Raw genomic sequence first — 20,995 nt, 5'->3', positions numbered from 1 at the left:
CTTACGCCCCCAGCGTCGCGCTGTCGATCACGAAGCGGTACTTGACCTCGCCCGCCAGCATGCGCTCGTAAGCGGCGTTGATCTCATCAGCGCGAATCAGCTCGATGTCGGCGACGATGCCGTGTTCGGCGCAGAAGTCCAGCATTTCCTGGGTTTCCGGGATCCCGCCGATCATCGAACCAGCGAGCGCACGGCGCTTCATGATCAGGTTGAACACCTGCGGCGACGGATGCGGCGTCGAGGGTGCGCCGACCAGCACCATGGTGCCGTCGCGCTTCAAGAGCGTGAGATAGGCATCGAGGTCGTGCGGCGCCGCCACCGTGTTGACGATCAGGTCCAGGCTTTGCGCCTGGGCCGCCATGGCGCTTGGATCGCGCGAGACCACCACCTCGTGCGCGCCGAGGGCCTCGGCGTAGGCACGTTTCGACTTGGAGGTGGTGAACGCGACCACGTGGGCGCCGAGCGCGCGCGCCAGCTTGATGCCCATGTGTCCCAACCCGCCGATGCCGACGATGCCGACCCGCTTGCCGGGGCCGGCGTTCCAGTGGCGCAGCGGCGACCAGGTCGTGATCCCGGCGCACAGCAGCGGCGCCACCGCCGCCAGCTGCGAGGCGTCGTGGCCGACGCGCAGGACGAAGCGTTCGTGGACCACGATGCTCTGCGCGTAGCCGCCCAGCGTTTGGCCGGGCGCGTCCGGCGTTGGCCCGTTGTAGGTGCCGACCATGCCGTCGCAGTAGTTTTCCAGGCCCGCCTCGCAATCGGCGCATTGCCGGCAGCTGTCGACCATGCAGCCGACGCCGACCTGGTCGCCCACCTGGTGACGCGTCACGTGCGCGCCGACGGCGGACACGCGGCCGACGATCTCGTGGCCCGGCACGCAGGGATACAGGGTGCCGGCCCATTCGCCGCGTACCTGGTGCAGGTCCGAATGGCAGACGCCGCAAAAGGCGATGTCGATCTGGACGTCGTGCGCGCCGGGATCGCGGCGCGTGATGCTGAGTAGTTCGAGTGGCTGGTCGCCCGCGTGGGCGCCATAGGCGTGGACAGTCATGCTGCTTCCTTCCATGTTCTGCAAAGGCTGCATGGTAGCGGCTGGATGCTTGCCAAAACGGCGCCGGATTTGCATGGGCTTATGAATGCTCGTCATGAATAAAGCGGCCAATTCGTGCGAGAATTTGCATAATCTCCTGAGAGCTCCCATGGCCCGCGACAACATCAACGACATCCTGGTCTTCCTCGCCGTCGCGCGCGAGCGCAGCTTTACCCGCGCCGCCGCCCGGCTCGGCATGACCCAATCCGCGCTCAGCCACATCGTCCGTTCGCTCGAACAGCGCCTGGGGGTGCGCCTGCTCACCCGCACCACGCGCAGCGTCTCGCCCACCGAGGCGGGCGAACGCCTGATCCAGAACGTGGCGCCAAAGCTGGAAGAGATCGAGGCCGAGATCGCCGACATCAGCGACCTGGGCGACAAGCCGGTGGGCACGGTGCGCATCACCGCGATCGACCACGTGATCGAACGCATCCTGTGGCCGCGCATCGCGCCGCTGCTGCCGCAATACCCGGACCTGCACGTGGAATTCAGCGCCGACTACCGCATCGTCGACATCGCCGCCGAGCGCTTCGACATCGGCGTGCGCCATGGCGACCAGGTCGACAAGGACATGGTCGCGGTGCGCCTCACCCCGGACGTGCGCATGCACATCGTCGGCGCACCCGCCTATTTCGAACGGCGCCCGAAGCCGGCATCGCTGCCCGAACTCATGAAGCACAACTGCATCGCCCTGCGCCTGTCCAGCAGCGGCGGCATCTACGCCTGGGAACTGCAGCACGAGGGCGAAGCGATCGACGCGCGCGTACGCGGGCAGCTGGTCTTCAACGAGGCCGCGCACCAGCTGGCGGCGGCCCTGGCCGGCGCCGGCCTGGCCTTCCTGCCCGACGAGCTGGTCGCCGAGCACCTGCGCAGCGGACGCCTGGTCAGCGTGATGGACGACTGGTGTCCGCGCTTTCCCGGCCTGCACGCCTTTTATCCCAGCCGGCGCCATTCCTCGCGCCCCTTGGCCCTGGTGATCGAGGCGATCCGCCATCGCACGCCCTGAGCTTAAAAATTTGCACGGTGTTTGATCTGCATCATCCGCACATGTGACGCACACCTTTACTGGGCGTAGAGTCTTCGCTGCCGGGCGCCTTCTTTCCGTACGGCCCGGCGCATCGTCCAGAAGGAGCTGCCATGTACAAGACCATCATTGTCCATGTCGACGAGAGCCCGCTCACCGAGGCCCGGGTGCGCGCCGCTGCCGGACTCGCCGCCACCCACGAAGCCCACCTGGTGGGCTGCGCCGCCACCGGCATGTCCTGGCCCGCCTATGCGATGCTGACCGGCTCGATGGCGGTCACTCCTGTCAACGAATTCGAGGTTCTGCGCAGCACAGCGCGCGCTTGCCTGGAACGCTTCATGGAGCGCGCCCGCCAGCTGGGCGTGGAATCGCTGGAACAGCGTATGGTCGAGGACGAGAACCGCGACGCCCTGCTGCTGCAGGCGCGCTATGCCGACCTAGTGGTCACCGGCCAGGACGCGGGCGACGCCGCCACCGTGCGCGGCCTGCCGCAATACCTGGCCATGCACGGCGTACGCCCGGTGCTGGTGGTGCCGCCCAGCTACGAGGGCGCACCGATCGCCGACAGCGTGGTGGTCGGCTGGGACGGCAGTGCCCAGGCGATCCGCGCCATCGCCGGCGCCATGCCGGTGCTGGCGCGCGCCCGCAGCGTACGCCTGGCGCTGGTCAACGCGGACCTCGAATCCGGCCTGCACGGCGACGAGCCGGGCGCCGACATGGCGCTCTACCTGGCCCGCCACGGCGTGCGGGTGGAGGTCCTGCGCGAGCGCGCCCAGGCCAGCGTGGGCGACGCCCTGATCGCCATCGCCCGCGACAGCGGCGCCGGCCTGCTGGTCACCGGCGCCTTCGGCCACAGCCGCTACCGCGAGATCGTGCTGGGCGGCGTCACCCGGGTGCTGCTCGACCGCGCCCCGCTGCCGGTGCTGATGGCACACTAAGCCTCCCGGCCCGGGAAGCAGCCGATGCACGGCGTTGCCTGTGATCCGAATCAATTTCTCTTGAGAGATTAATTGCCGCAGCTTGCACGATAACCCACACTCTCTCCATCACCGCCCCGCAGTATCGAGCTGCGCGGCGCGTCGCCAACGACCGGGGGAGAGAAGTGCATGAGCAAGCATCCCATTGAACTTCCCGATGCCGTCCTGAACGCTTCCTTTCTTGCACTGCTGCTGTCGCTTGCAGGCTGGACGCTGGTCGAGGCCTGGCTGCTGGCGGTGCACGCCGGGCTGCGCGCGCATCTGCTGGCGAGCGCGGCGGGCCTGGGCTTCGCCTATTTCTCGGCCAAGCGCCTGGCCCCGATCGGACAACACCCATTCGCCGGGCGCCAGCGTATTTCGCGCGCCGACTTGTGGTGCGCCCTGTGGCTCCTGACGATCGGCGGCCTGCTCGGCATAGTGGCGATGCGCGCAGCAAGCCTGCTCCTGCTGACCCTGCTCTGCGCCCTGTATGTCCTGCCCTGGTCGCGCATGGCGCTGTGCCGCCGGCTCCCGCTGCCTGCCGGCGTCTGGACCTGGGCCGGCATGGCGCTGGCCACGTTCGGACTGGACACGAGGGATCCCATGTTCCTGCCGCTCGCCGGCTGGATCTGCTGGGCCTGCGCATCCGTGACGCTGCTGAACCGGACGCTGCGTCTGCGGCGCGCCGGACATCTCTCTTGCGGGACAACGCTGGGGTTCACGAACCATGGGTAAAGCGATGGCATCCAGGCCCAAGTTACGCTCGCGGGAACGCGGGGCCTTTGCGGTCATGTTCGTTCCCCTCCTGATCGTCATTATCGGCTTTTGCGGCCTGGCGCTGGACATGGGCCGGCTGTACAACCGGAAGGTGGACCTGAGCGGCCTGTCGAAAGCCGTGGCGCTGGCCGCCGCGCGCGAACTCAACGGGACACCCGAGGGCATCCAGCAGGCGAAGCTGAAAGCCCGCGAAACGGCCGAGCGCCTGCGATACTCGTACTACGGCAGCGGCATTCCCGTCACCTGGAGCGAAGCGGCGCTCAGCTTCGGCATCTCCCCGTCGCGCTCCGGGACCTGGACCCCGGCCTCGGACTTCGGCGCCGGCTCGACCGCCGACGTGTCGCGGATCTACTTCGCCAAAGTGGACAGCGACGGCCTGGACGCCGAAATCAGCACCGTCGACACCATCTTCATGAGGATCCTCTACAGCAGCCTGGCCAATATCCACGTCCAGGACAGTGCAGTGGCGGGCCGTGCATCCATCAATGTCACGCCGATCGCCGTCTGCGCCATGTCCACGGAAAGGGCCGAAGCGCGCAACGCGACGCCCGGTGGCGGCGGCACCGCACTGTCCGAACTGGTGCAATACGGCTTTCGGCGCGGTGTCAGCTACGACCTGATGCAGCTCAACCCGAACGGCACCAGCCCGGCCAGGTATGCCGTCAACCCGACCGTGGCGCCGGGAGCGGCAGGCTCTGCGTTTACCATCTCGCGGCTCGCGCCTTTCCTGTGCAATGGAACGATGTGGGTGCCGCGCCTCTCGGGCGACGATATCCGCGTCTCGCCGCTGCCGTCGTCGCCGCTCGTGGATCTGCATGCCGCGCTCAATTCCCGCTTCAACGAGTATGGCGGGAGCAGCTGCCAGTCCAACGTGTCCCCGCCAGACGCCAACATCAAGAAGTACGCCTATGACCAGGTGGACGGCGTGAAGTGGATGGATCCTGCCCTGGGCAAGCCGGCGGCCTTGACGACGACGGCGCGCAACAAGCTGGAAACGGTCGCCGACCTGCCTGACGATCACGCGAGCCTGCCGAGCTCGAAAGGCGACTACGGCCCGCTCTGGTCCTATGCCAGGGCAGCCAGGGCGCCGACGCCGGTGACCGCCGAGCCCAGCGGCGGCTATTCCTCCTTCGATACGGCCTCGTGGGCAACCCTGTACAAGAGTGGACCGGCCACGCTCGGCACGTATCCGGGCTCGACGTCGACGCCCTACCAGGCGACCACCGCCACCAACGGCTTTTTCGCGGCACCGGCGGTGCCGGCGGGAACCGTCGCAACCCGCCACCGGCGCGTGCTGCACATCCCGCTGCTGTCGTGTTCGCCCGACAACCCGGCCGGCGCCAATGCGAGCGCACGCGTCGCTGCGATCGGGAAGTTTTTCATGACCGTGCCTGCGACCCAGGACACATTGATTGCCGAATTCAGCGGACTGGTGTCGGAACAGTCGCTGTCCGGCGAAGTGAGGCTGTATCCATGAAGATCCCCGTCACCCGGCGTTCCTCGCCCACGCGCCAGCTTGGCGTGGCGGCCGTCGAAGCGGCGCTGCTGCTGCCGATCCTGATCGTGTTCCTGAGCCTGCCGCTTTTCTACGCGCGCTGCATGTGGCACTACACCGTGGCCCAGAAGGCGGCGCAAGATGCGGCGCGCTACCTGGCCTCGGTGCCGAAGGCCGAGATGCTGTCGACGACCCTGGGCGCGGCGGCCGCGAACCGGGCGGTGGAAATCGCCACCAGGGAAATCGCCGAACTTGCACCCGGCGGCGAAATGATTTCGCCGTCGGCCTATTGCAATGGCGCGACCTGCGGCCGCATGATCCCGATCGGCTCGCTCCCGACCCGGGTGACGGTCGAGTTCGGATTCTATATGGCGGACCCGATCTTCAATATCGAACTGTTTGGTCCGATTTCGATCAACGCGTCGGTGACGGTGAATTATGTGGGCAGCTGATCCGGCACGGCGCAAGCGCCGCCAGGGCGGCACGTCCGCGATCGAGTTCGCGCTGCTGGCCGCGGTCTTCTTCACCCTGGTCTTCGGCGTGATCGAGCTTGCGCGCCTGATGTACGTCTTTAACACCTTGCAGGAAGTTACGCGCCGGGCGGCCGAAGCTGCGGCGCACGTGTATCCGGACGATGCCGACGGTCTTGCCCGCGTCAGGCAGTATGCCGTGTTCCGGGATTCGCCTGGGGGGCTGATACTAGCGCCTCCTGTCACGGACGGCCATATCCGGCTCAGCTACCTGAATTATGATCTGAATGCGATTCCGAGCGGATCGCGGCCGGCCAGCGCGCTGCTCAACCGGGAAATTTGCATGACCAATCCGTATGCGGTCAATTGCATCCGGTTTGTCCAGGCGCAGGTGTGCCGGCCGGATGTCGAGGGCGATTGCGAGGCGCCGACTTCGCAGATGCTGATTCCCTTGATTGATTTGCGGATTCCGCTGCATCGGGCGACGACCATTGTGACGGCGGAGTCCTTGGGGTATGTGCCGGGGGGGTTGCCGTGTCCGTGTCCGTGACACTTCACTGCATAAGTGGTGGAGAGGCGCGAGCTGTGCTCGCGGGGCGCCCGCGGGCGGGCGCAAAGTGGGGATTCGCCGACGTTCCGCCGGCCGCGGTTGCGCGAGTACGCGCAACCCTTCGAATCCCACACGGAAAGCCCGCAGGGGCTTTCCTCGTCTCCGCCAAGTTACAAAAGAAAAAGCCACCTTGCGGTGGCTTTCACTTTTGTAACTTGGCGGAGACGGTGGGATTCGAACCCACGATACGGGTATAAGCCGTATGCTTCCTTAGCAGGGAAGTGCCTTCGGCCACTCGGCCACGTCTCCAATCAGTGCCAACTAACTTGTCAGTCAGCGCTGAGTGCACGCATCTTAAGGGCTGGTGTTCGTTGCGTCAAGGACGCACGCCCAAAAATTTTGAAAATTGTTAAGCTTGCTCGAGGTTAAAAGCTTTGTGCAAGGCACGGACCGCGAGCTCCATGTATTTCTCGTCGATCAGGACCGAAATCTTGATCTCGGAGGTCGAAATCATCATGATGTTGATGCCCTCTTCCGACAGGGTGCGGAACATCTGCGAGGCCACGCCGACGTGGCTGCGCATGCCGACGCCGACCGCCGACACCTTCGATACTTTGGCGTCCCCGATGATTTTGGCGGCGCCCAGCGACTCGCGCTGCGCTTCCAGCACGCTCATCGCCTTCACGTAGTCGTTGCGCGAGACGGTGAAGGTGAAATCGGTCTTGCCGTCGACCGACTGGTTCTGGATGATCATGTCGACTTCGACGTTGGCTTCGGCGATCGGGCCCAGAATGTGGAAGGCGACGCCGGGTTTGTCCGGCACGCCCAGGACGGTGATCTTGGCTTCATCGCGATGAAAGGCGATACCGGAGATGACGGCTTGTTCCATGTTGCTTTCTTCCTCAAACGAAATCAGGGTGCCGGACTTCGCTTCTTCGTCCAGCGGCATCAGGGGATCGGTCAGCGACGACAGCACGCGCGTCGGGACCTGGTAGTTACCTGCGAATTCGACCGAACGCGTCTGCAGGACCTTCGAGCCCAGCGACGCGAGTTCCAGCATTTCCTCGAAGGTGATCTTGGTCAGGCGGCGCGCCTCGTGCACCACGCGCGGGTCGGTCGTGTAGACCCCATCGACGTCGGTGTAGATCAGGCATTCGTCGGCCTTCAGCGCGGCAGCGATCGCCACTGCCGAGGTATCCGAACCGCCGCGGCCCAGCGTCGAGATGTTGCCATCTTCGTCCATGCCCTGGAAGCCCGTGATGATCACGATCTTGCCCTGGTTCAGATCGTTACGCACGCGGGTGTCGTCGATCGACTGGATGCGCGCCTTGGTGAACGAGGAGTCGGTGCGGATGCCCGCCTGCCAGCCGGTGTACGAGACGGCGTCCTTGCCGATCGCCAGCAGCGCCATCGCCAGCAGGCCAACGGAGACCTGCTCGCCGGTGGAGGCAATCATGTCCAGTTCGCGCGGGTCCGGCTGCGGCATGATTTCCTTGGCCAATCCGATCAGGCGATTGGTTTCGCCCGACATTGCGGACGGCACCACCACGATCTGGTGGCCGGCATCATGCCACTTCGCCACACGGGCCGCGACATTCTTAATACGGTCCGTCGAGCCCATCGACGTCCCGCCATATTTGTGGACAATTAAAGCCATATCAGGAGGGTTCCAGCTTGTTGAAAGATCAAAAGATGACCCTTACGATACCATGCTGCAGCGCAGTATCACAAGACTGGCGGGAGAAAAAGCTATACGAAAAGAAAATAAAGTAATACCGTTTTCGTATAGAAACTATGACAAGCTCGCTTCCCAGCGCAGTGTGATGCGCTCGCCCTGCCCGTCGCGCACGTGGCGGCAATCCATGCCGATGGCGGCGGCGTACAGGAGCTCGCGGTCGGCCCACACCACGGGTGCGCGCTCGCGCTCCCAGGCCGGCACGCCCAGCGCCTGGTAATGCGCCTTGAGGCTGCGGGTCGGGCGGTTCGCGGCCGGCTTCAGGCGCTCGCCGCCCTTGCGGAAATCGATGGTAAGCGGCTGACTGCGCAGCCAGGCCGGATCGAAGCCCCGCTCCGCCCGCTCGAAATGCAGCACGCCGCCATAGGCCGGGAAGGCCAGCGATGCTTCGCCGCGCCAATGGAAGCTTTCGCCTTCCTTGATCAGCACGCCCTCATCGTCCGGATCGCGCATGCCCACCAGGTCGGGCAGCTTGGGAGTGATGTGGAGCTTGCCGCGATGGCGGCGGATGTGGCAGGCCGGGTGCGTCAGCTTGAGCTGGGCGTCTTCGCGCGCCGAATACAACTGGGACACCATCTCGCCCAGCCAGGCGGTCGAGGGCATCGCCAGGCCGCGCACGGCAAACAGGTGGCGCAGCATGTTGTCGGCGCGGTCGCGGCTGAGCCCCTGCAGGCGCGCCAGGTCGACCGTGTCACCGTCGAGGCAGGCCGCGAGGTCTTGCGCGGCGACTTCGTCGAGGATGCGCTGGGCCGCCTGCACGTGGGCGGCGCCGCGCGCGAGGCGCTGCTGGTAGCCGGGGAAGCTCGCGGCCAGCGCCGGCATCACGCCATGGCGCAAGGCGTTGCGCGCATAGCGCGGGTCGCTGTTCGATTCGTCCTCGACCCAGGTCAGGCCTGTTTCGCGCGCATAGTCTTCCAGCTGCCGGCGCGCTACCTGCAATAAGGGACGCGCCATCACCAGATCGGGGTCACCCAGCAAAGCGGGCGCGCGGTTGGCCGCGTCCATACCCGACAACCCAGCCGGACCGGAGCCGCGCAGCAGTTGCAGCAGCACGGTCTCGGCCTGGTCGTCGAGGTGGTGGGCGGTCAGCAGCAGCGGCACGCCGTGCTGCACGCACATGTCGCCCAGCGCGCGGTAGCGCAGCTTGCGTGCAGCCGCTTCCGTCCCATCCTTGCCCTTGAGGACCTCGACGCGGCGATGATCGAAAGCGATGCCGAGTTCGGCGCAGGCTTGCGCGCAGTGCGCCAGCCAGGCGTCGGCGTTCGGGCTCAGTCCGTGGTGGACGTGGAAGGCGTGCAAAAGGATGCCGTTCTCGCGCGCCCAGGCGTGCGCCAGCCGCAGCAGCGCCATCGAATCGAGACCGCCGCTGCAGGCAATCGCCAGGGAGGTGGGGGAATACGACTCGCGCAGGCCCTTCAATGCCTGCGCAAAGACTGCCGGAACGGATCCGGCCTTGCTGGAACTCACTCTTCGCGCGGCAGCGTTTCCTTGAACTTACCGTAGGCCATCAGCTTGGCGTGACGGGCTTCCAGCAGGTCCTTGGTCTTCATGCCCTGGAACTGGCGCAGGGTGTCGGCCAGTGCGCGCTTGAGCAGCTGCGCCATCTGTTTCGGATCGCGGTGCGCGCCGCCGAGCGGCTCGTTGACGATCTTGTCGATCAGGCCGATGGCCTTCAGGCGGTGCGCGGTCAGGCCCAGCGCGTCGGCGGCGTCGCTTGCCCGCTCCGAGGTCTTCCACAGGATCGAGGCGCAGCCTTCCGGCGAGATCACCGAATAGGTCGAGTACTGCAGCATCAGCACCGCGTCGCCGACGGCGATCGCCAGCGCGCCGCCCGAACCGCCTTCACCGATGATGGTGGCGATCAGCGGCACCTTGAGTTCGGCCATGACGTACAGGTTGTGGCCGATCGCTTCCGACTGGCCGCGCTCTTCGGCGTCGATGCCCGGGAAGGCGCCCGGGGTGTCCACGAAGGTGAAGATCGGCAGGCCGAATTTTTCCGCCAGCTTCATCAGGCGCATGGCCTTGCGATAGCCTTCCGGACGCGGCATGCCGAAGTTGCGCATCGCGCGCTCCTTGGTGTCGCGGCCCTTCTGGTGGCCGATGACCATGCAGGCCTGGCCGTTGAAGCGGGCCAGGCCGCCGATGATCGACTGGTCGTCGGCGAAGCTGCGGTCGCCGTGCAGTTCGTGGAAGTCGGTGAAGATCGCGTTCACGTAGTCCATCGTGTACGGACGCTGCGGGTGGCGCGCGATCTGCGAGACCTGCCACGGGGTCAGCTTGGCGTAGATGTCCTTGGTGAGCTGCTGGCTTTTCTTGGCGAGGCGGTCGATCTCTTCGGAGATGTCGACGGCGGAGTCGTCCTGCACGAAGCGCAGCTCTTCAATCTTGGAATCCAGCTCGGCGATCGGCTGCTCAAAATTGAGGAAAGTTGTTTTAGTCATTGTACCTCCGAATTGTTTCTTGGCCGCAACGCTTGTGGCGTCTTGCGCGACCGCTCAGGCCCTGTTTGGGCGCTATTCTACCGTACCCGCAGCGGATATCGGTCAGGGCAAGGGGTCGAGGCTGCGCCACAGATACCAGGTTGCTACCGTACGCCAGGGTTCCCAGTTCGCTGCCACCTCGCGCGCATCGCTGCGCGATACCGGTTCGCCGGAGAAGTAATTCTGGCTGATGCCCTGGATCAGGCCGGGGTCGTCGAGCGGCAGCACGTTCGGCCGGAGCAGATTAAATATCAAAAACATCTCCGCTGTCCAGCGGCTGATGCCGCGGATCTGGACCAGTTCGGCGATGACGGCCTCGTCGTCCATCTGCGACCACAGGTCTGCGTGGACGCGCCTGGCCTTGAAATGGTCGGCCAGGTCGAGGATGTATTCGGTCTTGCGCTTGGACAAACCACAGCCGGCCAGCGCGACGGCGCCGGCCTTGATCACCTGGCTCGGGGACAGCTTGGGGCAGATTGCCAGCAGCTTGCCCCAGGCCGCGTCGGCCGCCTTGGGCGTCACCTGCTGGCCCACGATCGAGCGCGCCAGCGTGGTGAACGGGTCGGGATGGCCGCGCAGGTGCAGGTCGCCGATCTGCGGGATGAGCTTGGCCATGATGCGGTCGCGCTGCATCAGCGCGGCCTTGGCCTCGGCCCAGTACACGGGAACTTGCAGGTTCTCCTGCGCTTCTCCCGACAGCTCTCCCTGCGGCCCGGCGTCCACGCCCGGCTTGTCCTGTTCGGCGGCCATTATGCGCGGCGCCAGGTCGTCGTTCCGTCCGGCTTGTCTTCCAGGATGATCCCGGCGGCAGTCAGTTCGGCGCGGATCGCATCCGCTTCGGCAAAGTTGCGGGCTTTCTTGGCGGCGGCGCGGCGGGCAATCGCGTCATCGATGCCGGCGTCGCCGCCTGCACCCGTGCCGCCCTGCAGGTAGGCCTGCGGCGCGCGCTCGAGCAGGCCCAGCACGCCGGCCAGGGCTTTCAGCTGGCGCGCGGTTGCCAGGGACTTGCTGCGGTTGACTTCGCCGGCCAGGTCGAACAGCTCGGCCACCGCCAGCGGCGTGTTGAAATCGTCGTCCATCGCTTCGCGGAAGCGCACGGCGTGTTCCTCGCTCCAGTCCACGGCCGGCGTCTCGCTATCGATATCGACGGTCGATAGCGCGGTGTACAGACGGTTCAGTGCGCCCTTGGCGTCGTCGATGTGCGCATCCGAATAGTTCAGCGGGCTGCGGTAATGGGCGCGCAGGATGAAGAAGCGGATGACTTCGGCGTCGTACTTCTTGAGCACGTCGCGGACGGTGAAGAAGTTGCCCAGCGACTTGGACATCTTCTCGTTGTCCACGCGTACGAAACCATTGTGGATCCAGTAGTTGACCATGTTGCCACCGAACGCGCCCTCGGACTGCGCGATCTCGTTCTCGTGGTGCGGGAACTGCAGGTCGGCGCCGCCGCCGTGGATGTCGAAGTGCTCGCCCAGGGTCGCGCAGGACATGGCCGAGCATTCGATGTGCCAGCCCGGACGGCCCTTGCCCCATTTCGAGTCCCACTTGGCCTCGCTTGGCTCGGATTCCTTGGCGGCCTTCCACAGCACGAAGTCGAGCGGGTCGCGCTTGCCGCTGTTGACGTCGACGCGCTCGCCGGCGCGCAGGTCGTCGAGCGACTTGCCAGACAGTTTGCCATAGCCTTCAAAGCCGCGCACGGCGTAATTGACATCGCCGTCCTCGCCGCGGTAGGCCAGGCCCTTGGCTTCCAGCTGCTCGATGATCGACAGCATCTGCGGCACGTATTCGGTGGCGCGCGGCTCGACGGTCGGCGGCAGGATCTTGAGCGCGGAGATGTCTTCGTCCTGGTATTTCAGGTTGCGCGCAACCAGCTGGCCGATGGTTTCGCCGTTCTCGACGGCGCGGCGGATGATCTTGTCGTCGATGTCGGTGATGTTGCGGACGTATTTGACTTCATAGCCCGAGGCCATGAGCCAGCGGTAAATCACGTCGAAAGCCATCATCATCCGCGCGTGCCCGATGTGGCAGAAGTCGTAGACGGTCATGCCGCACACGTACATGCCGACCTTGCCGGCTTCCATCGGGACAAATACCTGCTTGTCACGCGCGAGCGTGTTGTAAATCTTCAGTTGGCTCATGGGTGTGGTCTGCTGAGGGGGAGGATCGGAGCAACAATCGCGGTGGAGACACGGCCTGGATTGCGTCGAGATCGTCTGAACCCTCGGGTGTTATTCTTCTTTGATAGAATGGGACGTTCTGCGCAAAGTATAGCATTGTTAAAATCCCGGCTGGCCGCAATATGGTTCAGCTTTATTTTTCGGGAAAATACTTGACACCGTTTTGCGCGGTGTCCACAGAGGAGAGCCAAGACAATGACCACTGCCTTCCGCCGCTCGCTGCTTCAGGGCATCGCCCTGGGCGCCGGCGCCCTGCTTCTGTCCGGCTCCGCCCTGGCGCAGCAGGCCGAGCCTCAGACCGAGGCCCCTGCCGAAGCCCCGGCCGCGCCAGTCGTGAAAGGTCCGCAGGTTTCGCTGAAGACCACCAAGGGCGAGATCGTCCTGCAGCTGGACGAAGAGAAAGCACCGAAGACGGTCGCCAACTTCATGCAGTACGTGAAACAGGATTTTTACAAGGGCACGATCTTCCACCGCGTGATCGACGGCTTCATGATCCAGGCCGGCGGCATGAATGAAAAGTTCGAGGGCCGCAAGACCAACAAGCCGGTCAAGAACGAATCCAATAACGGCCTGTCGAACCAGCCGTACACCGTGGCGATGGCGCGCGAAGACCATCCGGATTCGGCCACCTCCCAGTTCTTCATCAACGTGGCCGACAATTCCGGCATCGACTATCCGAATTACAAGGGTTCCGGTTACACCGTGTTCGGCAAGGTTGTGAAGGGCCAGGACGTGGTGGACAAGATCAAGGGCGTGGTCGTGGACGACGTGCGCGGCATGCAGAATGTGCCGGTGGTGCCGATCTTCATTAAGTCCGTGACCGTGCTCAAGGGCGACAAGCTTGTAAAATAGCGGCTGCGATTGTCGCATCATCAACAATACCAACTTACACAGGACAGCACATGACCAGCGTTCGCATGACCACCAACATGGGCAACATCACCGTCGAACTGGACGCCGACAAGGCGCCGAAGACCGTTGCCAACTTCATTGACTACGTCAACAAGGGTCATTTCACCAACACCATCTTTCACCGCGTGATCAAGGACTTCATGATCCAGGGCGGCGGTTTCGAGCCGGGCATGAAGCAGAAAGCCACCGACGCGACCGTCGAGAACGAAGCCAAGAACGGCCTGAAGAACGACAAGTACACCATCGCCATGGCCCGTACCTCGGCGCCGCACTCGGCATCGGCCCAGTTCTTCATCAACACCAAGGACAACGCCTTCCTGAACTACCCGGGCCAGGACGGCTGGGGCTATGCCGTGTTCGGCAAGGTTACCGAAGGCCAGGACATCGTCGACCAGATCAACACCGTGAAGACCACCCGCAGCGGCATGCACTCGGACGTGCCGGTCGATCCGGTCGTCATCGAGAAGGTCGAAGTCATCTGATGTTCGCAGTGCGCCGGGGTCTGAAGTACCCATCAGTTCAATGACGACGCCCCAGCGCACCTTTGCGCTCTTCATCTCGGACCTGCATCTGCAGGCCGCACATCCGCGCACGGCCGAAGCCTTCTATGGTTTCCTGGCCGAGCGCGCGACCCACGCCGAGCGGCTCTACCTGCTCGGCGATATCTTCGAATACTGGGCCGGCGACGACGATCTCGCCGAGCCTTTCCACCAGCAAGTCATCCAGGCGATCCGCGCCGTCAGCGCTGCGGGCACGAGCGTGTACTGGCTCGCCGGCAACCGCGATTTCCTTGTGGGGCCGGGCTTTGCCGAAGCGGCGGGACTGAGTCTCTTGGCCGAACCGCATGTGATCACAGCGGGCGGGAAACGCATCGCCCTTGTTCATGGCGACGCCCAATGTACCGCCGACCTCAAGTACATGGCTTTCCGTGCCCAGGTGCGAGACCGCGAGTGGCAGCAGCAGTTCCTCGGCATGCCGCTGGCGCAGCGCAAGGCCATCATCGCCGGCCTGCGTGAAGGCAGCCGCGAGGCGCAGGCGGGCAAGTCCTACGAGATCATGGATGTGGCCGCATCAAGTGTGGAGGCGCTGTTCGACGCAACGGATGCGTCCGTCATCATTCATGGGCATACGCATCGGCCGGCGGTGCATGACACCGGCGGCAGGCTGCGCTATGTGCTGCCGGACTGGGAGCTGGATGTCGAGCCGAAGCGTGGCGGATGGATCGAGCTGTCCCATGATGGGACGCTGACGCGCCACGATTTGTAGGGTGGGCGGGTTCCCCGCCCACGCGGTGATTGTTATCGGATGAATCTCGCCGACAACGATATTGCCGCTGCTTGAGCGCGTGGGCAGGAAACCTGCCCACCCTACCGCACCTCATCCAGTAACTCTGGGTGCTTCCCCAGCAGCCGCAACAGCTTCACCAGCGCCACCGGCGCATGCGCCTCCCCCGACTCGAAGCGCGCAAAGTCCCCCGCCCCATCCCCGAACAATTCGTCCGCCTTCTGCCGGGTCAGGCCCAGCGCCTTGCGCATCGCCCGGATCGTCTTGAGCTCCTCGGCATCCACCTGCTTGCGAAAGGCCGCCACCAGCTCGCCGTAGTGGTCATGCTCGCCTTGCGCGAACATGACCTCCTTGCACCCGGCGCAATGCTCGACCGCGACTTCGGGAATCGTCGTGCTCTGCCCCTTGTAGGTGTAGTGCATTTCCCTGATCGCATGGGCCAGCGGCGATTCGCCGCAATTCGGGCACTTCAACATCGCTTCCTCCTGTCTTGTCGTCCTCCATCCTACCAAAGCCCGCCTCGAGGCCGCGCCCGCAAAAATTTGTTCAATATGTATGTTTACATTTACCAAGCCACTGTTATACTTCACTACAACACCACTTCAATGTGACACCAAGGGGAGACAACATGAACAATGCAGCGCCACCACAAGGGAGGACTGGACATGACAGTCGGCTGGAATGACAACGCACCCATCTACCGCCAGCTCAAGGAGCGGGTGGTGGGCATGATGCTCGACGGTATTCTGAAAGCCGGCGACGCCCTGCCCTCGGTCCGCCAGATCGCGGCCGAATACCAACTCAACCCGATCACGGTATCGAAGGCATACCAGGAACTGGTCGACGAGCACTTAGTAGAAAAACGAAGGGGGATTGGCATGTACGTCACTGAAGGAGCAAGCGAAAAACTCTTGGCCACCGAACGCGAGCGCTTCATCCGCGAGGAATGGCCCGCCATGGTCGAACGCATCCGCCGCCTCGGCCTGAACGTGGAAACCCTGCTGAACGCTTCCGGCAACCACGCACCGGGAGGTTCAGCATGAGCGCCGTGCTCTCCGCACGCGGCCTGACCAAGCGTTACGGCAAGCGTACCGCCGTCGACGGCATCGACTTCGAAGTGCCCGCCGGCCGCATCGTCGGCCTGATCGGCCCCAACGGCTCGGGCAAGACCACCACCCTGAAGGCGGCGCTCGGCCTGATCGACTTCGACGGCCAGCTGTCGGTGATGGGCTACGACCCGCGCACCCAGCGCGACGACCTGATGAAGGACGTCTGCTTCATCGCCGACGTCGCCATCCTGCCGCGCTGGCTGCGCGTGAAGGATGCGGTCGACTTCGTGGAAGGCGTGCACCCGCGCTTCAACCGCGCCCGTGCCGAGAAGTACATCGCCAACACCAAGCTCAAGCCGAACATGAAGGTCAAGGAGATGTCAAAGGGCATGATCGTCCAGCTGCATCTGGCGCTGGTGATGGCCATCGACGCCAAGCTGCTGGTGCTGGATGAACCCACCCTGGGCTTGGACATCATGTACCGCAAGCAGTTCTACCAGAACCTGCTGGAAGACTACTTCGACGAGCAGAAGACCATCGTCATCACCACCCACCAGGTGGAAGAAGTCGAGCACATCCTGACCGACCTGATGTTCATCCGCGACGGCAAGATCGTGCTGGCCGCGACGATGGAAGAAATCGGCGAGCGCTATACCGAGGTGATGGTCCCGGCCGACAAGGTCGGCGCCGCCAACGCCCTGGCGCCGATCGACCAGCGCAACGTGTTCGGCAAGGCCGTGATGCTGTTCGACGGCGTCTCGCGCGCCCAGCTCGCCCAGCTCGGCGAGACCCGCAACCCCAGCGTTGCCGACCTGTTCGTGGCAACGATGAAAGGAACCTACGCATGAAAACGATGAAATGGCTGCTCCGGCGCGAGTTCTGGGAGCACAAGGGCGCTTTCCTGTGGACGCCGGTCGCGGTTGCGGCCGCCATGATCCTGCTGGTGGGCGGCGGCTTCCTGTACGCCATGACGATCAGCGCCCCCGAGAACATCCAGTTCAACGGCCACAATGTCGTGCAGATCAACGGCGTGCCGCCGGCGCTGCGCTACAAGGTGGCGCATATCGCGGCCTCGGGCTACATGGGCCTGGCGGCGCCGGTGTTCATGGTGCTGGCCGTGGTCGCGTTCTTCTACTGCCTCTCGGCCCTGCACGATGACCGCAAGGACCGCAGCATCCTGTTCTGGAAATCGCTCCCGCTGTCGGACCGCGATACCGTCCTCTCGAAAGTGATCACGGCCGTCTGCGTGGTGCCCCTGATTACCATCGCGATCGGTACCGCCGCCGCCCTCGTCATGCTGCTGCTCGGCCTGGTCGGCACCGCCAGCAAGGGCATGAACCTGTTCGCCCCGGTGCTGATGGAGCCGAACCTGTACCTGAGCCCCCTCTACCTGCTGGCCTTCCTGCCGGTGTACATCCTGTGGGCGCTGCCGACCGTCGGCTGGCTGCTGCTGGTGTCGAGCTGGGCCCGTTCCAAGGTCTTCCTGTGGGCCGTGGGCACGCCGCTGGTCGTCGCCCTGCTGCTGAAGTGGTTCAACGTGCTGGTCGGCCACGTGTCGAACAACGTGATCAACGTCGACTGGTTCTGGAGCGAAGTGGTAGCGCGCGGCCTGGCCGGCCTGGTGCCGGGCATCTGGTTCTCGCAGGACCACATCGCCGTCATGAACCAGCAGGAAGGCATCGACCCGGCCGGCCTGCTGGGCATGTCCTACGGCACCCTGGCCACCCCAGGCGTCTGGATCGCCGCCCTGGTTGGCGTCGGGATGCTCTACGCTGCGATGCGCATGCGCCGCTGGCGCGACGAGGGCTGATCCGGATGCGCGCCCTCCCCGCCCTGGCGCTCGGCGCGCTGTTCCTCTGCGGCGCGATTGATATCACCCGCGCCGCAGAGGACAAGCCGGTGCGCGAGCTCGATCCCGTGCATGTGAATGCCATGCGCAACCCGGACGTGCGCAAGTACAAGGTGATCCTGGCTGGCATGGATGCTTTTGAGCGCCACCACGCCTTGGCCCCTGCGGCCGATCGCCTGCGCTTCCGCCTGAGCACCGGCAAGAAGGACGAGTCGCCCGAGCCACTGGCGGCGCGCCTGGTCGGGGACGACGGCTTCAAGCTGCCGATCGCGATCGACGCCAGCGGACGTTTCGAGGTGCCGCGCAGCGAGGCGGCCGCGGATGCGAAGAGCGAGCTGGAACTGAACCGCAAGCGCCGCCTGTACCGCACCGAGCCCGAGATCCGCACGCCGGGCCTGCCGGTGAACCAGCGGCGCCTGGGCGACCTGCGGCTGGAGTGCAAGGTGACGATCGCCATGGCCAAGGAAGAGATTCCCACCTTCTGGGTCATGACCGTCAACACCCTCCTGCTGCGGACCGACTGGTGCGGCTTCTTCGGCGACCAGGACGATTTCCGCTGGGAGGGGGCGAGCAGGAAGGCGAATTTCCCCTTCCGCGCCGAACGCAAGCTCGCCGGGGCAATCCTGGTCGAGGGCAATCGCTCGGCCCAGCTGGAGGTCAAGGAGGAATCGTTCCAGGTCCCGATCGGGAACGCTACCTGGAGCGACGATGCGGTGGTCGAACTGACCTATGCCGCCGCGGCGGACGCGCCTACTGGAACTGCTGGCGAAACGCCTCGAACTGCGCCTTGAGTTCCTCGAGTTCGCCGCGCAGGGCGGCGACTTCCTGCTCGAGCTGGCCGACACGGCTGGCGCCGCCGCCACCGAGGCCGGCGCCGGCCGCGGGCGGCTCGTAGGCGGCGAGTTCGCCGCCCAGCAGGTGGCCGTAACGCGCCTCCTTGGTGCCCGGAGCGCGGTCCAGGCGCGCCACCAGCGGCGGGTATTTATCGATCAGGAACTGCAGCACGCTTTCCACTTCCGGCACGCTCTTGAACTCGAACAGGCGCCCGGTGCGGGTGCGGATCTCGCCGGCGGTCTGCAGGCCGCGCAGCATCAGGATCGCCAGCACCGCCACCTTGTCCTGCTCGAGCGTCCACTTGATGCGCATGCGGTGCTCGTATTTCACCACGCGCGCCCCGGCCTGGGAGATCGCGCTGACCAGCTTCTTCTCGATCAGGCGCTGCAGGGTATCCTGCACCACCTCGTCGGTCAGCTGCATGATCGGGTCGCGGCTCGACAGCTGGTTGCAGCCGTTGACGATCGCGTTCACCGACATCGGGTAGTTATCGGGCGTCAGCGCCTCTTTTTCGGCCAGCACCGCGAGTACGCGGATTTCCATCGGATCCAGCTCGGCAGTGCCCGTCACTTCATTCGTCATGCGATTCCTCAGTCGACCAGTCGGTTCAGTTGTTCGGAATCGAGTTTATCACCCTCGGTCACCTTCGGGCAGCAGAGGCCGGCTTCACGCATGGTGTTGGTGAGGCGTTCGATCTGCTCGTCCTGGCGCGCCACGTGGTCGATCAGGCCGCGCAGGGCTTTCGACAACGGGTCGTCGCCGTTGGGCGTGACGCCATAGGCGGCGAACAGGTGGGCGCTGCGCGACTGGTCTTCCTTGCGAATGATGTGGGCCGGATTGCCGACCGCGGTGGCGCCGCTCGGGACCGGCTTGATGACGACGGCGTTGGAACCGATCTTGGCGTATTCGCCGACGGTGAAAGCGCCCAGCACCTGGGCGCCGGCGCCGACGATCACGCCACGCTCGAGCGTCGGGTGGCGCTTGGTGCCGGCCACCAGCGTGGTGCCGCCCAGGGTGACGCCCTGGTAGATGGTGCAGTCGTCGCCGACCACGGCCGTCTCGCCGATGACCACGCCGAAGCCGTGGTCGATGAAGACCCGGCGGCCGATGGTGGCGCCCGGGTGGATCTCGATGCCGGTGATGATGCGGGCGACGTAGGAGATGAAGCGGCCGATCCACTTCAGGTTGAGCTTCCAGCAGGCATGCGCCCAGCGGTGCATGATCAGCGCATGCAGGCCGGGGTAGCAGGTCAGGACTTCCCAGCCATTGCGGGCGGCGGGGTCGCGCTGGATGATGCTATGGATATCGTCGCGTAAGTTGGAAAACATAATAAGGATGATCGCAAACCAAGAAATGATGGTAGCGCATGTCGCTGCGGTTTGCTTGGGGACTGCGGGGGATGGTGAAGCTGTAGGCGGCGGGACGGAATTGGGTTCCGGCCTTCGCCGGAACGACGTGCAAACGCTAAGGGCCGTTCTCAAACGCTAGCGAACTACTACTTCTGACAGTACCGCTAACTGGAGACCGTCATCCCGGCGAAGGCCGGGATCCAATTTACGTAGAGCTGCGTTAACCCTCGCGCCCAATCCGCTGCCGGCGCGCCTCATACAGGCACACGCCCGAGGCCACGGACACGTTCAAGCTCTCGACCGAACCGAACATCGGAATGCTGACCAGGAGGTCGCAGGTCTCGCGCGTCAGGCGGCGCATGCCCTCGCCTTCCGAGCCCATCACCAGTGCGGCAGGGCCGAAGAAATCGGCTTCGTACAGGCCCTTGTCGGCGTCGTCGGAGGTGCCGATCAGCCAGATGCCGCGGTCCTTCAGGTCGCGCATGGTGCGCGCCAGGTTGGTGACCGTGATGTAGGGGACGCTCTCGGCGGCGCCGCTGGCGACCTTGGCGGCGGTGGCGTTCAGGCCGACCGCACGGTCCTTCGGCACGATGACGGCATGTGCGCCGGCGCCGTCTGCCACGCGCAGGCAGGCGCCCAGGTTGTGCGGGTCGGTGATGCCGTCGAGGATGAGCAGCAGCGGCGGGCCTTCGATCGCATCGAGCAGCTCGTCCAGGTTACGCGCCAGCGCCAGCTGGCTGGCAAAGGCGATCACGCCCTGGTGGCGGCGGGTGCCGGTGATCTTGTCGAGGCGCGCGGCTTCGACCGGCATGACGCGCACGCCGGCCTCTTTCGCGCTGGCGATCAGGGCCTTCATGCGGGCGTCGTTGCGCTCGGCGTCGACGAAGATCTCTTCCACCGATTGGGCCTCGTGGCGCAGCCGCGAGGTCACCGCGTGGAAACCGAAAAGCATTTTGTTTTTCAT

General features: G+C 64.9%; 23 protein-coding genes and 1 tRNA gene. 13 read left to right on the top strand and 11 right to left on the bottom strand.

All coding sequences use genetic code 11. The features are described 5' to 3' along the window. Position 1 precedes the first annotated feature (1 nt). Positions 2 to 1,051, bottom strand: a complete 1,050-nt coding sequence (locus LK542_RS06475; protein WP_227811253.1) for an NAD(P)-dependent alcohol dehydrogenase — start codon at positions 1,049 to 1,051, stop codon at positions 2 to 4. A 148-nt stretch (positions 1,052 to 1,199) separates the two neighbouring features. On the opposite strand from LK542_RS06475, the gene LK542_RS06470 reads away from it, so the two are divergent. The 6 genes from LK542_RS06470 to LK542_RS06445 all read left to right on the top strand — a co-directional run bounded on the left by LK542_RS06470 (position 1,200) and on the right by LK542_RS06445 (position 6,362). Continuing rightward, a complete protein-coding gene (locus LK542_RS06470; protein WP_227811252.1) occupies positions 1,200 to 2,096 on the top strand; it encodes a LysR family transcriptional regulator in 897 nt (298 codons plus the stop codon). Positions 2,097 to 2,227: 131 nt separating this feature from the next. Further along, positions 2,228 to 3,052, top strand: coding sequence for a universal stress protein (locus tag LK542_RS06465; RefSeq protein WP_227811251.1), 825 nt, complete (start codon positions 2,228 to 2,230; stop codon positions 3,050 to 3,052). Positions 3,053 to 3,220: 168 nt separating this feature from the next. After that, a complete protein-coding gene (locus LK542_RS06460) occupies positions 3,221 to 3,805 on the top strand; it encodes a hypothetical protein (RefSeq protein ID WP_227811250.1) in 585 nt (194 codons plus the stop codon). Then, the gene (locus tag LK542_RS06455) at positions 3,798 to 5,324 is read left to right on the top strand and encodes a pilus assembly protein TadG-related protein (protein ID WP_307728935.1); all 1,527 of its coding nucleotides are present in this window, start codon (positions 3,798 to 3,800) and stop codon (positions 5,322 to 5,324) included. Before LK542_RS06460 ends, LK542_RS06455 begins: the two co-directional genes overlap by 8 nt. After that, a complete protein-coding gene (locus LK542_RS06450; protein ID WP_227811248.1) occupies positions 5,321 to 5,794 on the top strand; it encodes a TadE family protein in 474 nt (157 codons plus the stop codon). The genes LK542_RS06455 and LK542_RS06450 overlap by 4 nt, the downstream gene beginning before the upstream one ends. Further along, positions 5,781 to 6,362, top strand: coding sequence for a TadE/TadG family type IV pilus assembly protein (locus LK542_RS06445; protein WP_227811247.1), 582 nt, complete (start codon positions 5,781 to 5,783; stop codon positions 6,360 to 6,362). Before LK542_RS06450 ends, LK542_RS06445 begins: the two co-directional genes overlap by 14 nt. 216 nt (positions 6,363 to 6,578) lie before the next feature. Here LK542_RS06445 and LK542_RS06440 read toward each other — a convergent pair. From LK542_RS06440 to cysS, 6 genes are all read right to left on the bottom strand, one after another. Further along, positions 6,579 to 6,671: transfer RNA gene (locus LK542_RS06440), tRNA-Ser, on the bottom strand. A 100-nt stretch (positions 6,672 to 6,771) separates the two neighbouring features. Further along, on the bottom strand, positions 6,772 to 8,019 hold the full coding sequence (locus tag LK542_RS06435) for an aspartate kinase (protein ID WP_227800985.1): 1,248 nt from the start codon (positions 8,017 to 8,019) through the stop codon (positions 6,772 to 6,774). Between the two features lie 135 nt (positions 8,020 to 8,154). Next, on the bottom strand, positions 8,155 to 9,564 hold the full coding sequence (gene tilS, locus LK542_RS06430) for a tRNA lysidine(34) synthetase TilS (RefSeq protein ID WP_227811246.1): 1,410 nt from the start codon (positions 9,562 to 9,564) through the stop codon (positions 8,155 to 8,157). Continuing rightward, complete coding sequence (locus LK542_RS06425; protein ID WP_227800983.1) at positions 9,561 to 10,538, bottom strand: acetyl-CoA carboxylase carboxyltransferase subunit alpha; 978 nt, start codon at positions 10,536 to 10,538, stop codon at positions 9,561 to 9,563. Before LK542_RS06425 ends, tilS begins: the two co-directional genes overlap by 4 nt. A 102-nt stretch (positions 10,539 to 10,640) precedes the next feature. Continuing rightward, positions 10,641 to 11,327 carry a DNA-3-methyladenine glycosylase gene (locus LK542_RS06420; protein WP_227811245.1) on the bottom strand — a complete coding sequence of 229 codons (687 nt, stop codon included), beginning with the start codon at positions 11,325 to 11,327 and terminating at the stop codon, positions 10,641 to 10,643. Then, positions 11,327 to 12,715, bottom strand: coding sequence for a cysteine--tRNA ligase (gene cysS, locus LK542_RS06415; protein ID WP_227811244.1), 1,389 nt, complete (start codon positions 12,713 to 12,715; stop codon positions 11,327 to 11,329). The genes LK542_RS06420 and cysS overlap by 1 nt, the downstream gene beginning before the upstream one ends. Positions 12,716 to 12,949: 234 nt before the next feature. On the opposite strand from cysS, the gene LK542_RS06410 reads away from it, so the two are divergent. Genes LK542_RS06410 through LK542_RS06400 form a run of 3 tightly spaced genes read left to right on the top strand, consistent with a single transcriptional unit; the run spans position 12,950 to position 14,932 of the window. Next, the gene (locus LK542_RS06410) at positions 12,950 to 13,606 is read left to right on the top strand and encodes a peptidylprolyl isomerase (RefSeq protein WP_227811243.1); all 657 of its coding nucleotides are present in this window, start codon (positions 12,950 to 12,952) and stop codon (positions 13,604 to 13,606) included. A gap of 50 nt (positions 13,607 to 13,656) precedes the next feature. After that, the gene (locus LK542_RS06405) at positions 13,657 to 14,148 is read left to right on the top strand and encodes a peptidylprolyl isomerase (protein ID WP_227811242.1); all 492 of its coding nucleotides are present in this window, start codon (positions 13,657 to 13,659) and stop codon (positions 14,146 to 14,148) included. A 40-nt stretch (positions 14,149 to 14,188) separates the two neighbouring features. Continuing rightward, positions 14,189 to 14,932 carry a UDP-2,3-diacylglucosamine diphosphatase gene (locus tag LK542_RS06400; RefSeq protein WP_227811241.1) on the top strand — a complete coding sequence of 248 codons (744 nt, stop codon included), beginning with the start codon at positions 14,189 to 14,191 and terminating at the stop codon, positions 14,930 to 14,932. 101 nt (positions 14,933 to 15,033) lie between these two features. Here the strand turns inward: LK542_RS06400 and LK542_RS06395 are convergent, their stop codons facing one another. After that, a complete protein-coding gene (locus LK542_RS06395; protein WP_227811240.1) occupies positions 15,034 to 15,426 on the bottom strand; it encodes a type II TA system antitoxin MqsA family protein in 393 nt (130 codons plus the stop codon). 189 nt (positions 15,427 to 15,615) lie between these two features. On the opposite strand from LK542_RS06395, the gene LK542_RS06390 reads away from it, so the two are divergent. The 4 genes from LK542_RS06390 to LK542_RS06375 are packed head-to-tail and all read left to right on the top strand — an operon-like array spanning position 15,616 to position 18,639. Next, a complete protein-coding gene (locus tag LK542_RS06390; protein WP_227801144.1) occupies positions 15,616 to 15,993 on the top strand; it encodes a GntR family transcriptional regulator in 378 nt (125 codons plus the stop codon). Then, positions 15,990 to 16,847: an ABC transporter ATP-binding protein gene (locus LK542_RS06385; protein ID WP_227800976.1), complete on the top strand. Its 858-nt coding sequence runs from the start codon at positions 15,990 to 15,992 to the stop codon at positions 16,845 to 16,847. Before LK542_RS06390 ends, LK542_RS06385 begins: the two co-directional genes overlap by 4 nt. Further along, positions 16,844 to 17,809 carry an ABC-2 transporter permease gene (locus LK542_RS06380; protein ID WP_227811239.1) on the top strand — a complete coding sequence of 322 codons (966 nt, stop codon included), beginning with the start codon at positions 16,844 to 16,846 and terminating at the stop codon, positions 17,807 to 17,809. The genes LK542_RS06385 and LK542_RS06380 overlap by 4 nt, the downstream gene beginning before the upstream one ends. A 5-nt stretch (positions 17,810 to 17,814) precedes the next feature. After that, positions 17,815 to 18,639 carry a hypothetical protein gene (locus LK542_RS06375; RefSeq protein ID WP_227811238.1) on the top strand — a complete coding sequence of 275 codons (825 nt, stop codon included), beginning with the start codon at positions 17,815 to 17,817 and terminating at the stop codon, positions 18,637 to 18,639. Here LK542_RS06375 and LK542_RS06370 read toward each other — a convergent pair. The 3 genes from LK542_RS06370 to rlmB form a co-directional block, all read right to left on the bottom strand. Further along, positions 18,599 to 19,264 (bottom strand): YceH family protein, encoded by a 666-nt coding sequence (locus LK542_RS06370; protein WP_227811237.1) that lies wholly within the window; start codon positions 19,262 to 19,264, stop codon positions 18,599 to 18,601. The two genes, LK542_RS06375 and LK542_RS06370, sit on opposite strands and share 41 nt — an antisense overlap. A gap of 8 nt (positions 19,265 to 19,272) precedes the next feature. Beyond that, positions 19,273 to 20,010 (bottom strand): serine O-acetyltransferase, encoded by a 738-nt coding sequence (gene cysE, locus LK542_RS06365; protein ID WP_227800972.1) that lies wholly within the window; start codon positions 20,008 to 20,010, stop codon positions 19,273 to 19,275. 241 nt (positions 20,011 to 20,251) lie between these two features. Beyond that, positions 20,252 to 20,995 carry a 23S rRNA (guanosine(2251)-2'-O)-methyltransferase RlmB gene (gene rlmB, locus LK542_RS06360; protein ID WP_227811236.1) on the bottom strand — a complete coding sequence of 248 codons (744 nt, stop codon included), beginning with the start codon at positions 20,993 to 20,995 and terminating at the stop codon, positions 20,252 to 20,254.

This window comes from Massilia sp. IC2-477 (assembly GCF_020707265.1).
Lineage (GTDB): Bacteria > Pseudomonadota > Gammaproteobacteria > Burkholderiales > Burkholderiaceae_D > Telluria.
This window is presented reverse-complemented; position numbering and strand designations above follow the sequence as displayed.

Excerpts from the sequence above, each read along its gene's own strand:
- LK542_RS06380 (WP_227811239.1), top strand. The coding sequence starts at position 16,844 with ATGAAAACGATGAAATGGCTGCTCCGGCGCGAGTTCTGGGAGCACAAG.
- LK542_RS06395 (WP_227811240.1), bottom strand. The coding sequence starts at position 15,426 with ATGTTGAAGTGCCCGAATTGCGGCGAATCGCCGCTGGCCCATGCGATC.
- LK542_RS06375 (WP_227811238.1), top strand. The coding sequence starts at position 17,815 with ATGCGCGCCCTCCCCGCCCTGGCGCTCGGCGCGCTGTTCCTCTGCGGC.
- LK542_RS06400 (WP_227811241.1), top strand. The coding sequence starts at position 14,189 with ATGACGACGCCCCAGCGCACCTTTGCGCTCTTCATCTCGGACCTGCAT.
- LK542_RS06470 (WP_227811252.1), top strand. The coding sequence starts at position 1,200 with ATGGCCCGCGACAACATCAACGACATCCTGGTCTTCCTCGCCGTCGCG.
- LK542_RS06420 (WP_227811245.1), bottom strand. The coding sequence starts at position 11,327 with ATGGCCGCCGAACAGGACAAGCCGGGCGTGGACGCCGGGCCGCAGGGA.
- LK542_RS06390 (WP_227801144.1), top strand. The coding sequence starts at position 15,616 with ATGACAGTCGGCTGGAATGACAACGCACCCATCTACCGCCAGCTCAAG.
- rlmB (WP_227811236.1), bottom strand. The coding sequence starts at position 20,995 with ATGAAAAACAAAATGCTTTTCGGTTTCCACGCGGTGACCTCGCGGCTG.
- LK542_RS06435 (WP_227800985.1), bottom strand. The coding sequence starts at position 8,019 with ATGGCTTTAATTGTCCACAAATATGGCGGGACGTCGATGGGCTCGACG.
- LK542_RS06460 (WP_227811250.1), top strand. The coding sequence starts at position 3,221 with ATGAGCAAGCATCCCATTGAACTTCCCGATGCCGTCCTGAACGCTTCC.
- LK542_RS06465 (WP_227811251.1), top strand. The coding sequence starts at position 2,228 with ATGTACAAGACCATCATTGTCCATGTCGACGAGAGCCCGCTCACCGAG.
- LK542_RS06450 (WP_227811248.1), top strand. The coding sequence starts at position 5,321 with ATGAAGATCCCCGTCACCCGGCGTTCCTCGCCCACGCGCCAGCTTGGC.
- LK542_RS06455 (WP_307728935.1), top strand. The coding sequence starts at position 3,798 with ATGGGTAAAGCGATGGCATCCAGGCCCAAGTTACGCTCGCGGGAACGC.
- cysE (WP_227800972.1), bottom strand. The coding sequence starts at position 20,010 with ATGTTTTCCAACTTACGCGACGATATCCATAGCATCATCCAGCGCGAC.
- LK542_RS06425 (WP_227800983.1), bottom strand. The coding sequence starts at position 10,538 with ATGACTAAAACAACTTTCCTCAATTTTGAGCAGCCGATCGCCGAGCTG.
- LK542_RS06445 (WP_227811247.1), top strand. The coding sequence starts at position 5,781 with ATGTGGGCAGCTGATCCGGCACGGCGCAAGCGCCGCCAGGGCGGCACG.
- cysS (WP_227811244.1), bottom strand. The coding sequence starts at position 12,715 with ATGAGCCAACTGAAGATTTACAACACGCTCGCGCGTGACAAGCAGGTA.
- LK542_RS06405 (WP_227811242.1), top strand. The coding sequence starts at position 13,657 with ATGACCAGCGTTCGCATGACCACCAACATGGGCAACATCACCGTCGAA.
- LK542_RS06370 (WP_227811237.1), bottom strand. The coding sequence starts at position 19,264 with ATGACGAATGAAGTGACGGGCACTGCCGAGCTGGATCCGATGGAAATC.
- LK542_RS06385 (WP_227800976.1), top strand. The coding sequence starts at position 15,990 with ATGAGCGCCGTGCTCTCCGCACGCGGCCTGACCAAGCGTTACGGCAAG.
- LK542_RS06410 (WP_227811243.1), top strand. The coding sequence starts at position 12,950 with ATGACCACTGCCTTCCGCCGCTCGCTGCTTCAGGGCATCGCCCTGGGC.
- LK542_RS06475 (WP_227811253.1), bottom strand. The coding sequence starts at position 1,051 with ATGACTGTCCACGCCTATGGCGCCCACGCGGGCGACCAGCCACTCGAA.